This is a genomic window from Flaviaesturariibacter aridisoli (assembly GCF_004343705.1).
Classification (GTDB): domain Bacteria; phylum Bacteroidota; class Bacteroidia; order Chitinophagales; family Chitinophagaceae; genus Flavisolibacter; species Flavisolibacter aridisoli.
The window spans coordinates 27196-41435 of record NZ_SKFH01000025.1 but is presented as its reverse complement, the minus strand read 5'-3'; the positions used below and the strand labels follow the sequence as shown (position 1 = coordinate 41435).

At 58.8% G+C, this 14240-nt stretch carries 14 protein-coding genes; 10 read left to right on the top strand and 4 right to left on the bottom strand.

What is annotated here, in order from left to right; translation table 11 throughout:
• Position 1 precedes the first annotated feature (1 nt).
• Positions 2-577, top strand: a complete 576-nt coding sequence (locus tag E0486_RS13585; protein WP_207906256.1) for a Crp/Fnr family transcriptional regulator — start codon at positions 2-4, stop codon at positions 575-577.
• 104 nt (positions 578-681) lie between these two features.
• The gene (gene yiaA, locus E0486_RS13580; protein WP_131852723.1) at positions 682-1083 is read left to right on the top strand and encodes an inner membrane protein YiaA; all 402 of its coding nucleotides are present in this window, start codon (positions 682-684) and stop codon (positions 1081-1083) included.
• A 76-nt stretch (positions 1084-1159) separates the two neighbouring features.
• Here the strand turns inward: yiaA and E0486_RS13575 are convergent, their stop codons facing one another.
• Entirely contained in the window at positions 1160-2134 is a 975-nt protein-coding gene (locus tag E0486_RS13575) for a YitT family protein (RefSeq protein WP_207906255.1), read from the bottom strand.
• A 222-nt stretch (positions 2135-2356) separates the two neighbouring features.
• On the opposite strand from E0486_RS13575, the gene E0486_RS13570 reads away from it, so the two are divergent.
• The 7 genes from E0486_RS13570 to E0486_RS13540 all read left to right on the top strand — a co-directional run bounded on the left by E0486_RS13570 (position 2357) and on the right by E0486_RS13540 (position 11422).
• Positions 2357-3148, top strand: a complete 792-nt coding sequence (locus tag E0486_RS13570; RefSeq protein ID WP_131852722.1) for a hypothetical protein — start codon at positions 2357-2359, stop codon at positions 3146-3148.
• Between the two features lie 48 nt (positions 3149-3196).
• Positions 3197-5734 carry a T9SS type A sorting domain-containing protein gene (locus E0486_RS13565; RefSeq protein WP_165917331.1) on the top strand — a complete coding sequence of 846 codons (2538 nt, stop codon included), beginning with the start codon at positions 3197-3199 and terminating at the stop codon, positions 5732-5734.
• A 125-nt stretch (positions 5735-5859) separates the two neighbouring features.
• A complete protein-coding gene (locus E0486_RS13560; RefSeq protein ID WP_131852720.1) occupies positions 5860-6585 on the top strand; it encodes a hypothetical protein in 726 nt (241 codons plus the stop codon).
• A 14-nt stretch (positions 6586-6599) separates the two neighbouring features.
• Positions 6600-7727, top strand: a complete 1128-nt coding sequence (locus tag E0486_RS13555) for a Nif3-like dinuclear metal center hexameric protein (protein ID WP_131852719.1) — start codon at positions 6600-6602, stop codon at positions 7725-7727.
• Between the two features lie 15 nt (positions 7728-7742).
• Positions 7743-8498: a zinc ribbon domain-containing protein gene (locus E0486_RS13550; RefSeq protein ID WP_131852718.1), complete on the top strand. Its 756-nt coding sequence runs from the start codon at positions 7743-7745 to the stop codon at positions 8496-8498.
• 278 nt (positions 8499-8776) lie between these two features.
• Positions 8777-10438: a DNA repair protein RecN gene (recN, locus tag E0486_RS13545; RefSeq protein ID WP_131852717.1), complete on the top strand. Its 1662-nt coding sequence runs from the start codon at positions 8777-8779 to the stop codon at positions 10436-10438.
• Positions 10439-10597: 159 nt separating this feature from the next.
• A complete protein-coding gene (locus E0486_RS13540; protein WP_131852716.1) occupies positions 10598-11422 on the top strand; it encodes an enoyl-ACP reductase FabI in 825 nt (274 codons plus the stop codon).
• A gap of 63 nt (positions 11423-11485) precedes the next feature.
• On the opposite strand, the gene E0486_RS13535 is transcribed toward E0486_RS13540, so the two are convergent.
• Complete coding sequence (locus tag E0486_RS13535) at positions 11486-12268, bottom strand: hypothetical protein (protein ID WP_131852715.1); 783 nt, start codon at positions 12266-12268, stop codon at positions 11486-11488.
• A gap of 77 nt (positions 12269-12345) precedes the next feature.
• Complete coding sequence (locus tag E0486_RS13530) at positions 12346-12567, bottom strand: DUF2795 domain-containing protein (protein WP_073045655.1); 222 nt, start codon at positions 12565-12567, stop codon at positions 12346-12348.
• Between the two features lie 255 nt (positions 12568-12822).
• Between E0486_RS13530 and E0486_RS13525 the strand changes: the two genes are divergently transcribed.
• Complete coding sequence (locus E0486_RS13525) at positions 12823-13482, top strand: ABC transporter ATP-binding protein (RefSeq protein ID WP_131852714.1); 660 nt, start codon at positions 12823-12825, stop codon at positions 13480-13482.
• A 36-nt stretch (positions 13483-13518) separates the two neighbouring features.
• Here the strand turns inward: E0486_RS13525 and E0486_RS13520 are convergent, their stop codons facing one another.
• Positions 13519-14079, bottom strand: a complete 561-nt coding sequence (locus E0486_RS13520) for a cob(I)yrinic acid a,c-diamide adenosyltransferase (RefSeq protein WP_207906254.1) — start codon at positions 14077-14079, stop codon at positions 13519-13521.
• Between the last annotated feature and the right edge of the window lie 161 nt (positions 14080-14240).

Sequence of the window (14240 nt, the reverse complement as noted above, 5' to 3'; positions counted from 1 at the left end):
CGTGCCGGAACGCCTGCTGCAACATATCGCTACTTTTCACCCACTCAGCGCCGGCGCGCGGGCGGCGATCGCCCCTGCTTTCGAGGAGGTGCACCTCGGAAAGGGCGACTCGCTGGTACGCCCGGGCCAGATCTGCCGCCACCTTTATTTCCTGGAATCGGGTGCGCTCCGCGGCTATTACCTCGCCGATGGCAAGGAGGTGACGCATTGGTTCGCCCTCGCCGAAGAATTCGTGACCTCCTTTCACAGCTTCAGCACCGGCACGGCTTCCGTGGAGCACGTGCAGCTGCTCGAAGACGCCGTGCTCTGGTCTATTTCAAAGGAGCGCCTGGCGGGCCTGCTCGATCAGCACCACGAGCTTGAACGCGCCCTGCGCATCGCCTACGAGCGCTACTACATCCGCCTCGAGGAACGTTTTCTCAACGCGCAGTTCCGCAGCGCGGCCGACCGTTACCGCGACGTGCTCGAAGGCCAGCCCGAGTTGCTGCAACGTGTGCCGCTGGGCCACCTCGCTTCCTGGCTGGGGATCAGCGCCGAAACGCTGAGCCGCATACGATCGCGGCTTTCGGATGTGTGATCGCGGCTGCGCATTCCCTTAACATTCCCTTTCTTCCTATTTGATCTTTGTCAAGAAGGGACCTTCCTGTCACAGGTAGGTTTGTTGCAAACAAATCAGAAATCATGGAACCCGTACAACCGAAGGGACCGTCCGCCGCCTTTTCCGGCGCCTCCTGGCTCGCCCTTGCCGCCGGCTTTTTCGCCTTTATCATCGGTCTCTGGAATGCCGACATGCAACTGAATGAAAAGGGCTACTATTTCACCGTGCTGCTCTTCGGTCTCTTCGCGTCGATCTCGGTGCAGAAGGCCGTGCGCGATCAGCTGGAAGGTATTCCCGTCACCGGGCTCTATTATGGCCTCGCCTGGTTCGCCACTGTCGCTTCGGTGCTGCTGATGACCGTCGGACTATGGAACGCCACGCTCACCCGCGCCGAGAAAGGCTTTTATGCGATGTCGTTCGTGCTGAGCCTCTTTGCCGCCGTTGCCGTACAGAAGAATACCCGCGACGGAAGGCGTGCGTCGTGAACACGATGAGCGCTGAGTATTGCGCACAGCCGAAATCTGAGATCAGAAATCCGAAATCGGAGATCTGACTTTTTGATCATCCTTTGATCTTCTTGAGCGGCTTGCGCTTCACCATGCCACCGTGCGTTTCCTTCACGGGGTGCATGACGAGAAAAGCGTTGCGGTCGAGGGCGGCCACTTCCGTCTTGAGGCGGTGCAGCTCCAGGCGGCTGACGACCGTAAAGATGATATCGGTGGTGTTGGTTTTTTCACCGCTCTTACCCACGCCGCGCTTGCCCTGGTAAATGGTGAGGCCGCGGCCCAGCTTTTCGGTGATCATGTCGGAGATCTGCCGGCTGCGCACGGAGACGATGGTGACGCCGGTGAACTCGTCGATTCCCTCGAGGATAAAGTCGATGGTTTTCGACGCCGCCAGGTAGGTGAGGATGGAATAGAGCGCCGTTTCTACCGACAGGAGCCAGGCGGCGACGCCGAAGATGCAGATGTTGAAGACGAGGATGAAGTCGCCCACCGATAGGTTGCTGCGCCGGTTGAGAAAGATGGCCAGCACTTCGGTGCCGTCGAGCACGGCGCCGCCGCGTATGCTGAGGCCGATGCCCGCGCCGAGGAAGAAACCGCCGAACACGCCCACGAGGATCTTGTCGTTGGTTACGGCGGGGTAGGGGATGAAGAGCAGGGCCAGCGCCAGCAGGCTGATGGCCCCGATGCTGCGGATGCTGAAGCCGCGGCCGATCTGCCGCCAGCCGAGCACGAGGAAGGGGATGTTGAGCACGATGAGCAGCGCCGGCAGCGGCCAGCCGGTAACGTGCTGCGTGAGCAGCGACATCCCGGTAACGCCGCCGTCGATAAAGCCGTTGTGCAGCAGGAAACCCTTGAGCCCGAAGCCGGCAGACAGCACGCCCAACCCGATCTGCAGCCCGTCAACGAGGCCGTCGCGTAGCCGTTGCCGCCGCTGGCGGGCCGCGCGTATCCGCCGCACCGACTCGAGGCTGCGGCTCCGTTCGGGTTGCATCATGTTGGTGAATATGGTGAATAAATGGGGTCCTGCCATCACGAAAGGATTTCGGCATCGGCAATGTACGCCATTGCGAAATGCGGTATGGATGCGGTTTCTACCGAGTTCGTCGTAAATCCCCTAGTCGGGTATCGTAAAAAAATACCGTATTTCCTCTCTTGTGGCTGCCCGATCGGGCGGCTACTTTTGTTTCGACCAACATGCATGATGGATCCCCTTTAAACACTTTTTTGATCACCCGATAATCAATTGTAAACAATGAAGAACTTCATTCTTGCGGCCATCGCCTTCGGCGCGATGCAGGCCGCTCATGCCCAGACCGTTCCCAGCAACAACATCATCAGCTATGCGCCCGGAACGCCCCCTTCGTTCAGGGGCAACATCCACAACAGCACCAACGGAATGGTCCTTTCCGCCGGCGACGGTACGCCGGCTACCGGAAGTTACGTGCATTTCTTTCCGACCAATACCTCCAACTACAACGACGGCGGCGGTTCGCTGAGCCTCGTTTCGGTGGGCAACAGCTCCGCTGGTGAAGGGATCGTCTTGAGCAACTACGACCCGCAGCTGAATATGTTCCGCCGCCTGCTGGTCGCCCGCAAAGACGGTAAGGTGCTCATCGGGCACAACATCTGGGCAAACTACCAGTATCCCGGCAACTACAGCCTGTATGTGGAAACCGGCATCCTTACCGAGCGGGTGCGTGTAGCCCTGCGCACCACCGGCGATTGGGCCGATTATGTGTTCGGCAACGACTACAAGCTGCTGCCCCTCAACCAGCTCGGCAGCTATGTGCGCCGCAACGGCCATCTACCCGGAGTGCCCAGTGCAGAAGAGATGGTGAAGCAAGGCCTCGACCTCGGTTCGATGTCGGCCAAGTTGCTGGAAAAGATCGAGGAGCAAAGCCTGTACATCGTGCAGCTGCACGAAGACAAAACGAAGCTCGAAACGAAAGTGCAGCAGCTCGAGCAGCAGGCCGCCAGCGACCGCCAGGCCCTGCAGCAACAACTGGACGCGCTCAAAAGCCGCCTCGATGCGGGGAAGCGCTAAGCCGTTCCTCTTTACTCCAAAAACCGAAATCATATGCGATTGAAAATTATGATAGCATGCCTGCTTTCCGTGGTCTGGATGGCAGGCGGGGCGCAATGTCCCAATGCGACCGATATTAATGCGACCAACGTGTGCGGTCCCTATGGCGACGGCGCCGGCAACTCCTTCTGGAATTGGGAGCTGAACGATCCTACCAACCCGAACTACTGCGGCAATTGGTATGCGAAGACAGGACCGGACCCATTGCTTGTCCGAATGGGTGCCCCCTGGGTCAACGCCGGCAGCGGCAAGCTGAAAGTAATCGCCGATGAAGGCGATTACACGAAGGCGAAAGGCTGGGAACTGCTGCTGCGCAAGTTCGGCTGTCAGACCGATGTGGCCAATCCCTACTTCGTACTCTATAACCGCTACACGGGCCTGATGCGGGTGTTTGTGTACCTGCCCGCGCAGTCGACAGCCAACTACCAATCGCTGCTGATGGCCGTAAAAAGTGTATACGACTTCCGCCCTGCCACGCTTGCCGACGGCAGCCAGCAGCTACGGGCGATCGACAAATACAGCAACAACCAGGCGCTTGGAGCCAACACCGACCTGATCATTTCCATCGGGGAATCGGTTGGTGGTAACAACTGGGCGGTAGCCGAATTCTACATGATGCTCGATGATAACATCACGTCGACAAACTACGCGAACGCATCGTTGGAAGTAACCATTTATGGGGTTACGTCGAACCAGTTGGAGGCGAAAGTGGAAGGCAGCTCCGTATCGGCCAGCAGTGCCGACGCTGCTGCCAACCTGGCTTTCAAGGCGGCTTCTACACCATCGGTATCCAGTGGCGGCAGCTTTAACTACACGGCCACGGGCGAGCGGATGGTGAAGCTGTCCAAATCGCTCGACGAATTCGTGTCTAAGGTGCACGAAAGCGCGCAGAAGGTGGTCACGTCACTAAGCGGAAAGACAGGCTTTCTTGGCGCGCTGCGCAAGCAAGCGGAAGGCATCCTCGCCGCCACCGACTCGAAAGCCAGCTTTGCGAAAACGTTTCAATCGGTCAGCGGTTTTCTTGGGACCGTAGGCCAGACACTGAATATGATTGGAGCCGTGATCGGGTTCTTCAAGGATGATGTGGCCGCTGCCGCGTCGCCCACTTATACCTCATACAATCTGACTATATCCGGTACGATCACTGCCCAGGTGGTGGTGCAGAAATTCGTGATGAAGTTGCCCGGCACGTCGGCCGCGCCGACCAACGCCAACAATGCCACCTATTTTAACTATCCGATGGGAACGCTGAACCTGAAGGTAACGCCCACCGCCGATGTGCTACGTTACAACCGGCGCGCATTGGAGCCGGCGTCGGCATCGTTTTACGCCCAATACCACGTGGCTACCACCGTTCCCTACGTGGCGTACCGGATGCGCGACAACCTGCAGGTGGTATACAATGGCGGGACCGGGCTGGTGCTTGAGCGCCTGGAAGGCGCGCTCGTGGCTAAAGTGACCAACAACTACAATACCAGCGACGCCCAGCGGGAACCGGCGCAGTTCGGTCCGCTGGAATGGGCGCCCCGGCGGGGAACGGCCGACGGCCTCCCGGTTGGATTCTATAACCATATGGCGGCCGATGTGTATGCCAACCGTTTGGAAGTGGCCAAATACGACACGGACGAGGGGAAGTATCACGCGGTTCAAACCGCGTACTACCCGCTGGATTGCATCAACAAGGCATCCATGAACATTATGGACGGCATCATGACGGTGAGTCTCCGGATCCGCGCCGTCCTGCGCCGCGCTGATGGTCAGGGCGGACAGATCTTCTTCGTGCGCGATTTCGCCATAGCAGAGCGGCCCGGCAACCCCGCCGACATTCCTGGCGACATCTCCACGAATGTGTCGGCCCTGCCGCCTTATGCAAACTACACCCTGGCGCCGCCGGCCACTTCCTATTATGTTTGGAGTAACTTCGGTACGTCGCTTTACCAGCAGCCCGCCAGCGCCTATTACGGCTACTCGAGCAATTACCCGTTCAATTCCGGAGGTGAGTTTTACTTTCCGTACAGCATCGTGACCAGTGGCACCGAAGACTTTACCAAAGACTTTTATACGACGATCAACACGACGCAGAAGGTCACCTTCCGTGCCGGAGCCTACGTGCTACTGAATCCGAAGTTCGAAGCAGGACCGGGCACTAATTTCGAAGCAACAGTGGACTGGGGCTACCAGAACATCCCTTGTACGCAGTCGCCGACCATCACTTCCTATTCATTTGGCGGCAACAGCTACAACACGTCGATCATTGCCCAGCGCAATATCGACGAACTCGCCCGCAAGCGAAGCGACGTTCCTGCCGAAGCCGGGCTCTTTCCGAACCCGGCCAGCGACTTTGTGACGGTGCGCCTCGGCAACAACGAATCGGTCCTGTCTGTGGACCTGCTGGATCTCAACGGCCGCGTGCTGCCGGTGCAGACCTCGGGAACCGCAAAGACCAGTGTGCAGCTCGACCTGCGTAGACTGCCAGCCGGTACCTACGTGGTGCGCGTGCGCACCCAGCAAAACGTCCGGACATATTCCTTTGTGAAAACGCGCTGATGCCATGAATGTTCGCTTTCGAAGGCCGCTGCACCTGCAGCGGCCTTTTTTACCGAACCGTCACCCGACGGTAGCTGCCGATAGCCGCTAAGCCAGTTTTCTTACAATTACCTTTACCCTCCTCTATGAAAAAGAACCCTTTGCTCGTTGCCGTGTTGCTGGCAGGCGGTGCCCACGCGCAGAAAAATGAAATGCGGATAGCCCTCAACTCCGGCCTGTTTTATTTCGGAGGAAAAGGTGCGACGCCTGTGACGCGTTACCTCCTGCCCCCCGCCGGCCCAGGCAGCGTTTCCAACCCGTACGGACACCGGCCGGCGCTGGCCACTGGTGTAGCGATCGAGGTGCTGCGGGTAGGCGCCCACCGCTTTGTGGGCGGTGTGTCGGTTAGTTATGAGCGGCTGCGCACCAGTAGCCGCGTAGACTCGCTGGTGATAAATCCTTACAGCGCCTCCCCACAGCTGAACGCCGCGGAGCGGGAATCATGGGTGGAGTGGAGCGCCGGCTTTGGAACGATGCACGTATTCTTCGGTGGCCGCGTTTTCGACAAGCGCGTGAAGCTCGACCTTACAGCCGGGCCTGAATTTGCCTTTCCGGGAAGCAGCAAACAGCGCGGAAGGGTCACCTATTTTAACAACGGCCGCTCCTATACCGAAACAGTTTCCGGCGATACGGAAAATCCGGGTATCGACTTCCGCGGGCGTGCCAACGTGGCGCTGCGGTTCAGCCGCATTGCGCTTCATGCCGGCTACTCCTATGGCTTTACGGATTACCGCCAGTCCAAAGGATTCCTGGCGGGCAAGCCCACGTTCCTGCGGGGAGCCCGCTTCGGCATCAGCTGGACGCTGAACTGACCTATCTTGCCCGCATGAAGATCCACGACATCCTCCAGGTGCTCGAGCGCTTCGCTGCCCCCGAGCTGCAGGAAGACTACGACAATGCCGGGCTCATCACCGGCCAGCGCGGCTGGGCGTGCACGGGCGTGCTCTGCACCCTCGACGCCACCCCCGAAGTGATCGAAGAGGCTGCCGCCCGCGGCTGCAACCTCGTAGTGGCGCACCACCCGATCGTGTTCAAAGGACTGAAGCGGATCAACGGGAAGAACTACATCGAGCGGGCCCTGATTACCGCAATTAAGAAAGATATCGCCATTTATGCCTGTCACACCAACCTCGACAACGTGATCGAGGGCGTCAGCCGCCGCATGGCCGACCGCCTCGGGATCGTGGGAGGGCGGGTGCTGGCGCCGAAAGCCCGGCCCCTGCGCCGCCTCATCACCTTTGCGCCCGAAAACAAGGCCGGGGCGGTGCGCGACGCCGTCTTTGCTGCCGGCGCCGGCCACATCGGCAACTATTCCGAGTGCAGCTTCAACACCGTAGGTGAGGGCACGTTCAAGGCCGAAGAAGGCGCCGACCCCTACGTGGGCGAGGTGGGCAAGCGTCATGCGGAGCGGGAGACCAAGATCGAGATCGTTTTCCCCTTTTACCTGGAAAACCAGGTGGTGAAGGCCCTGGTGGACCATCATCCCTACGAAGAAGTAGCTTATGACATCTTTACGATGGAAAACGCGCACCTCGGCGTCGGCGCCGGCCTTATCGGCGAGCTGCCCGAGCCGTTGGCGCCGGAAGCCTTCCTGCAAAAGTTAAAAGAAGCCTTCGGGCTGACCGTGGTGCGGCATACGGCGGGAGCGGGGCAGCCGGTACGCCGGGTGGCCCTCTGCGGCGGGTCGGGCGCCTTCCTCATCCGGGCGGCGATGGCCGCCGGCGCCGACGCCTATGTGACCGCCGACGTCAAGTACCACGAGTTTTTCGACGCCGAAGACCGGATGCTGCTGGCCGACATCGGCCACTGGGAAAGCGAGCAGTTTACCGTAGACCTCCTCCGGGAGCTAATCGCCGGAAAATTCCCTACCTTTGCCGTCCTTAAATCGTCGGTGCCGACGAACCCGCTCCGGTATTTCCTGGGTCAGGAAGCGCCGGGCGAATCAAACTTTTAAACGTCATACCCGCTCATGGCAAACGTAAAAGAATACTCGGTCGAAGAAAAGCTGACCGCCCTTGTGAACCTGCAGAAGATCGATTCCAAGCTCGATGAGATCCGCATCCTGAAAGGGGAGCTGCCCATGGAAGTGGCCGACCTCGAAGACGAGATCCAGGGCCTCCAGGCCCGCCAGCTGCGCATCGAGGAGGAGATCAACGGCATCACCGAGTTCATTTCCCAGAAGCAGGAAGCGATCAAAACCGCCGAAGCCCTGGTAGCGAAATACGAGAAGGACTCCGAAAACGTGAAGAACAACCGCGAATTCGAGGCCATCAACAAGGAGATCGAAATGCAGCAGCTCGAGGTGAAGCTCTGCGAGAAACATATCAAGGACGCCAAGGAAGAGATTTCCGAGAAAGCCATCGCCCTCGACAAGGCCAAGAAAGCCCTCGGCAACAAGGAAGGCGTGCTGAACGCCAAAAAAGGCGAACTCGAGAAGATCATCTCCACCACCGAAACCGAAGAAAAGCAGTACCAGCAGGACGCCGAGAAGGCCCGCACCGCTGTGGATCCCCGCCTGCTCACCTCGTATGAGAAGATCCGCTCTTCGTACCGCAACGGCCTGGCCGTGGTGCCGGTTGAGCGCGACGCCTGCGGCGGCTGCTTCTACGCTATCCCGCCCCAGAAGCAAAGCGAGATCAAGCAGCGCAAAAAGGTAATGGTTTGCGAAAACTGCGGCCGTATCCTCGTCGATACCGAGCTGAGCGACTCCATCGAGGTGCAATAAGGTTTGGAAGCCCAATAAGGTTTCTTACCGCGAAGAAAAGAAGAGAATAAGCGTTTCGCGAAGAGATACGAAAACGTCCCCGCCAAAGGCGGGGACGTTTTTATTGTCGGCACCTTAGCGTACGGTCTTCTTTGCTTCTTCTCTTCGCGGTTCCGAACCTTCTTTTCCTTTAAAACCTTGCTGTTTTTCCCGCCGGGAAATCCTGCTAAAAAATTTATCATTTTTTGGCCTTCCGCACGTGGTGGAGCGGCGCCTTTTGCTTTATTTTGTTGACCCGTATGCTATCCCGACTCGCGATACAGAACTACGCCATCATCGACCAGCTGGAGGTTGACTTTTCCGAAAACCTGAACATCATCACCGGTGAGACCGGTGCCGGTAAATCCATCCTGCTGGGCGCCCTGGGCTTGATCCTCGGCCGCCGCGCCGATGCCGGCGCCCTCCTCAATCGCGAGAAGAAATGCGTGGTGGAAGGCCTCTTTCGCCATGAAGCCCTCGACGAAGCCGTGCAGCAGTTCCTGCAGGAGCAGGAGCTCGACGTGCAGGACGACCTCGTGGTTCGCCGCGAGATCGCCCCTTCGGGGAAAAGCCGCGCCTTTGTGAACGATACGCCGGTTAACCTCGCTCAGCTCAACCAGCTGAGCTCCCTGCTTGTAGACCTGCACCAGCAGTTCGACACCCTCGAGCTCGGCGAAAGTGACTTCCAGCGCCAGGTGCTCGACGCGCTTGCCGGCAACCGCGCCCCCCTCAAAGCCTACCGCGCCGTTTATGCCGATCTTACCGAAGCGCGCCGCGTTCTCGCCCGCCTCGAGGAAACGAAGGCGCAAGCCGCCCGTGAGTTCGACTACCACCAGTTTCAATACAGTGAACTCGAGGAAGCGGCGTTCCGCGACGGCGAGCTCGAAGAGATCGATCGCGAGCTGAAGGTGCAGACCAACGCCGAGGGGATCAAGAACGCACTGGGCAAAGCCTGCTACGAGCTGGGCGAAGGAGAAACGCCGATGGTGCGTGGTCTTCGCGGCATCACCTCGGCCCTGCAGCCGTTCCGCGACCTGCACCCCGACCTGCCCGCGCTGACGCAGCGTCTCGAATCGGCGTACATCGAGTTGCAGGATATTGCCGGCGAACTGGACCGCATCAGCAGCCAGGTGCACGCCGACCCCGCTACGATCGAACAACTCAACGAGCGCCTGTCGCTCGGTTATAAATTATTGAAGAAGCACGGCGTGCAAACCACCTCCGAACTGCTGGCCATCAAGGCTGACCTGGAGGAAAAGCTCCAGGCCGTGCTCAATATCGACAGCGATATCGCTGCCGCGGCCCGTACCGTAGAACTACGGGAAGGAGAGGCGCTGAAGCTGGCAAAGGAGCTGTCTTCCGCACGCAGCGCGCAGGTGGCGCCGCTCGAAAAGCGCGTCAACGCGATGCTGGCCCAGGTGGGCATGCCCAACGCGCGCCTGAAGGTGCAGGTGGCGCCCGGCGCCGCCCTGCTGCCCTTCGGCCTCGACGAGATCGAATTCCTTTTTGACGCCAATAAAAGCAACCAGTTTGCCCCGCTGCGCAAGGTGGCCTCGGGCGGTGAGCTGAGCCGCCTCATGCTGTGCATCAAATCGCTGGTGGCCACCTCCATGAACCTGCCCACGCTCATCTTCGACGAGATCGACACCGGTATCTCGGGTGAAGCGGCCAAGCAGGTGGGCATCATTCTTAAAGACCTCGCGGCTGCCCGCCAGGTGATCTGCATCACGCACCAGCCCCAGATCGCGGGTAAGGGTGACCGTCACTTCTTCGTGTACAAATCCGTGCAGGAAGATATCGTCAAGACCGGCATCCGCACCCTTTCCACCGACGAACGCGTAGTGGCCATCGCCAAAATGCTGAGCGGCGAGAAGCCCACAGCCGCAGCGCTGGAGAATGCACGGGAAATGGTGATGAACTGATCTGCTGATGATTTAATCTGCCCGTCTGCTGATAAACGAATGTCCCGCCATTGGCCGTGCGTTCGCATTGTTAGCGGAGAATATGTATCGGCAGACTAGCACATTAGCAGACTAGCACATTATATTTGTGCACCGAGCATCGGTTTAAAAAATCTACTTATGGCCAATAACCTACTGGCGGGAAAGAAAGGCATCATCTTCGGCGCACTCGATGAAAAATCGATCGCCTGGAAGACCGCCCTCGCCTGCCACGCCCAGGGCGCGCAGATCGTGCTCTCTAACGCTCCCGTCGCGCTCCGCATGGGAGAGATCAACAAGCTTTCGGAAATGATCGGCGCGCCCGTTATCGGTGCCGACGTGACCAACATGGACGATCTGAAGAAGCTTTTCGAAGAGTCGATGGCGCACTTCGGCGGCAAGGTCGATTTTGTGCTGCACTCCATCGGCATGGGCATCAACGTGCGCAAGGGCAAGCACTACACGGAAATGAACTACGAGTGGCACCAGAAGACCCTCGACATTTCGGCCACGAGCCTGCACCGCGTGCTGCGCACCGCCTGGGACCTCGACGCCCTCAATGAATGGGGTTCGGTGGTGGCCCTGAGCTACATCGCCGCGCAGCGCGTGTTCCCCGACTATAACGAAATGGCCGACGCCAAGGCGCTGCTCGAAAGCATCGCCCGCTCCTTCGGCTATCACTACGGCGTGCGCAACAAGGTGCGTGTGAACACCGTATCGCAATCGCCCACCCGCACCACGGCTGGATCGGGTGTGAAAGGCTTCGACGCCTTCGTGGACTACGCCGACAAGATGAGCCCGCTGGGTAACGCTTCGGCCGAAGATTGCGCCAACTACTGCTCCTTCCTCTTCTCCGACCTGGCGCGCTACATCACGATGCAGAACCTGTTTCATGATGGCGGCTTCTCCTTCACGGGGGTGAGCCAGGCGATTATCGATACGATGATGCCGAAGGAAAATGAGTAACGAATGATCCGTAATGAGTATTGCAAATCCCCGCCAGCTGGCGGGGATTTGCTTTTTAGGAGGTTATTTCAAATAATTGAATTTTAGCAGGAATTCAAAGACGCGTTCCAGGCTCCTGTCCGGGTAATTACGAAGCCGGAACGTTTTCTCGTCTTTTGTTTCGATGTTCCATTCGGTGCAGCCCGGGTAACAGCCGGCTTTAGCTACGAAGAGATCGTCGGGGCCATAGATCACATAAAGGCCATGAATGTCTGTCTCGCGCCGGAAGTTTCCGATCAACCGGTTACCGGCATAGGCTTTTTCGCCATTGAGCCAGACGCTGTCCGAAGTGGCATTGCCAGCGGCTGACGTTGGGGTAGCAACAACAGTCGGTGTTGTTGGTACGGCGGGCGCCGTGCTGTTCGTATTTATGACCGTCTGCGGCGGTGCGGGGCGCTCGTAGTGTCCGCGGTTGCTGAGCACAAAGGCGCGCTCGCTGCTGGCCGTAACCGTGTCGGCGGCCACAAGGCTGTGGCGTAATACCGTGTTGATGATCGACTTCTGGGTGTTGAAGCCAACGGACGAAGGCAGGAAGGAGCAATAGTTGCCCGAAGCGGCAAAGGTGAATTTGTAGCCGGCCACATCACCGCGGCCTTCTTTGTCCATTTCGCCATTCGACACGCGGATCAGGTCCTGCCCGGCAGCATTGCGCACGGCATAGCCCAGGGTGCCGTTGGTGCGGGCGAGGTAGAACACCGTCTTGCCGCCCACGGTCACTTCGCCGGTATTGCGGTCGTAGTGGTACGATTGGGCCTGTAAGGTGCCGGCGGCGAGGAGGGCCGGGAGAAGCGGGAAGATGCGGTTCATGCAGGGGGATTTAGCGAAGGGCAAGGTAAAAAAAAGCTGCCCGTCGGGGGCAGCTTTTTTGCACGGTTCAGTGCGGCTCAATACTCGTCCTCGTTGAAGAGGAAATCTTCCTGCGACGGGTAGTCGGGCCAGATATCTTCGATGCTTTCGTACACTTCGCCCTCGTCTTCGAGCTCCTGCAGGTTCTCCACCACTTCAATGGGTGCGCCCGAGCGGATAGAGTAGTCGATCAGCTCGTCTTTAGTAGCCGGCCAGGGTGCGTCTTCCAGGTAAGAGGCTAATTCCAGTGTCCAGAACATGATTATCGTGTTTTATCGGTAGCTAAATAGTTCCGTTTAACCCGGACTAATTTCTATGCCAATCAACGGGTTGAACGTCCGGGGCGGCCCGGAAATTTCGGCAAAAGTAGGGGGAAAACGCAATTTTTCAAATCAGGCTTCGGGGAGGGCCGTTTGTAGTTTGCGGTTTGTTGGTTGTGGTTGGCTGCGCACGCCGGCCCTTGGTTCCCCTAACTACTAACCACAAACTACCCACCACAAACTATATTTGCGCCGATGGCTTTATTAACGGCAACCGGTATTCACAAGCGCTTCGGGCAGCTTGAAGTGCTCAAGGGCGTTGACCTGTCGCTGGACAAAGGCGAGATCGTATCTATTGTGGGTCCTTCGGGCTCCGGCAAAAGCACGCTGCTCCACATTCTCGGCACCCTCGACCGGGCCGACAGCGGGCAACTGACACTCGGCGGCAGCACGCTGACGAAGCTGGCAGGCCGGAAGCTGGCCGAGGTACGCAACCGCCGTATCGGCTTCGTATTCCAGTTTCACCACCTGCTGCCCGAATTCACTGCCCTCGAAAACGTGTCGATACCCGCCTGGATCGCCGGCCGCAGCCGCAGCTCCGTGCGCCCGGAAGCGGAGCGCCTGCTCCAGCTGCTTGGCCTCGGTCACCGCCTCGATCACAAGCCCGGGACGCTTTCCGGCGGCGAGGCCCAGCGTGTGGCTGTGGCCCGCGCCCTCATCAACCGCCCCGACATCGTGTTCGCCGACGAACCCACGGGCAACCTCGATTCCGCCAACGCCAAAGAACTCCACGATCTTTTCTTCCGCCTCCGCGCCGAACTCGGCCAGACCTTTCTCATCGTGACCCACAACGAAGAACTCGCCCAGCTGAGCGACCGTGTGGTATCTATGAAAGATGGGAAAGTAATCAGTTAATGAATCAGCCGGTTAACCGGTTAATTGATCAATGCACTACACCCTGGGTTTCCACTTGATCTCCTCCACGCCCAACAGGTGCGCCGCGTAGCGGGCCAGCACAAAGAGGTAGTCGCTGAGGCGGTTGAGGTATTGCAGGATCAGCGTTTCGAGGTCGGCGTCCACCTCCTGCAGCGCCACGCAAAGGCGCTCGGCGCGGCGGCACACGCAGCGTGCCACGTGGAGAAAGGAAACGGCCGGCGCACCGCCCGGAAGGATAAAGGAGCGCATCGGCTCGAGGGCTTCATTCATCCGGTCGATCTCTTTTTCGAGCAGCTCCACATCGCCCTGGTGCAGGTCGGGGATCTTCAGCTTCGGCTCTTTTTCGGGATCGCAGGCCAGCGCGGAGCCCAGGGTAAAGAGCCGGTCCTGGATCTCGCGCAGCGTCATCACCGAATGGGCGTCGGACAGGTGGTCCATCGACACGCCGATCCAGGAGTTCAGTTCGTCTACGGTACCGTAGCTTTCAATGCGGAGATGGCTTTTCGGTACGCGCGTGCCGCCGATGAGCGCCGTAGTGCCTTTGTCGCCGGTCTTGGTGTATATCTTCAGTGCCATGGGAGGGAGCGTTGATTAGTTTATTAGTCTATTGGTTAATTGGTAAGCGTGAACTCTGTTCGTACCTCACCTAACTGTTCGAGCGACGTAAAGTTCGCGGAATAAAGTTAACTCCGCACAGCGGAGTCTTTTACCAATTTACCGGTACACCAATAGACCAA

Coding starts and splice junctions, on each gene's coding strand:
- E0486_RS13550 (WP_131852718.1), top strand. CDS start 7,743: ATGGCAAACGTAAAAGAATACTCGGTCGAAGAAAAGCTGACCGCCCTT.
- E0486_RS13530 (WP_073045655.1), bottom strand. CDS start 12,567: ATGTTCTGGACACTGGAATTAGCCTCTTACCTGGAAGACGCACCCTGG.
- recN (WP_131852717.1), top strand. CDS start 8,777: ATGCTATCCCGACTCGCGATACAGAACTACGCCATCATCGACCAGCTG.
- E0486_RS13555 (WP_131852719.1), top strand. CDS start 6,600: ATGAAGATCCACGACATCCTCCAGGTGCTCGAGCGCTTCGCTGCCCCC.
- E0486_RS13525 (WP_131852714.1), top strand. CDS start 12,823: ATGGCTTTATTAACGGCAACCGGTATTCACAAGCGCTTCGGGCAGCTT.
- E0486_RS13560 (WP_131852720.1), top strand. CDS start 5,860: ATGAAAAAGAACCCTTTGCTCGTTGCCGTGTTGCTGGCAGGCGGTGCC.
- E0486_RS13575 (WP_207906255.1), bottom strand. CDS start 2,134: ATGGCAGGACCCCATTTATTCACCATATTCACCAACATGATGCAACCC.
- E0486_RS13535 (WP_131852715.1), bottom strand. CDS start 12,268: ATGAACCGCATCTTCCCGCTTCTCCCGGCCCTCCTCGCCGCCGGCACC.
- E0486_RS13540 (WP_131852716.1), top strand. CDS start 10,598: ATGGCCAATAACCTACTGGCGGGAAAGAAAGGCATCATCTTCGGCGCA.
- E0486_RS13520 (WP_207906254.1), bottom strand. CDS start 14,079: ATGGCACTGAAGATATACACCAAGACCGGCGACAAAGGCACTACGGCG.
- E0486_RS13565 (WP_165917331.1), top strand. CDS start 3,197: ATGATAGCATGCCTGCTTTCCGTGGTCTGGATGGCAGGCGGGGCGCAA.
- E0486_RS13570 (WP_131852722.1), top strand. CDS start 2,357: ATGAAGAACTTCATTCTTGCGGCCATCGCCTTCGGCGCGATGCAGGCC.
- yiaA (WP_131852723.1), top strand. CDS start 682: ATGGAACCCGTACAACCGAAGGGACCGTCCGCCGCCTTTTCCGGCGCC.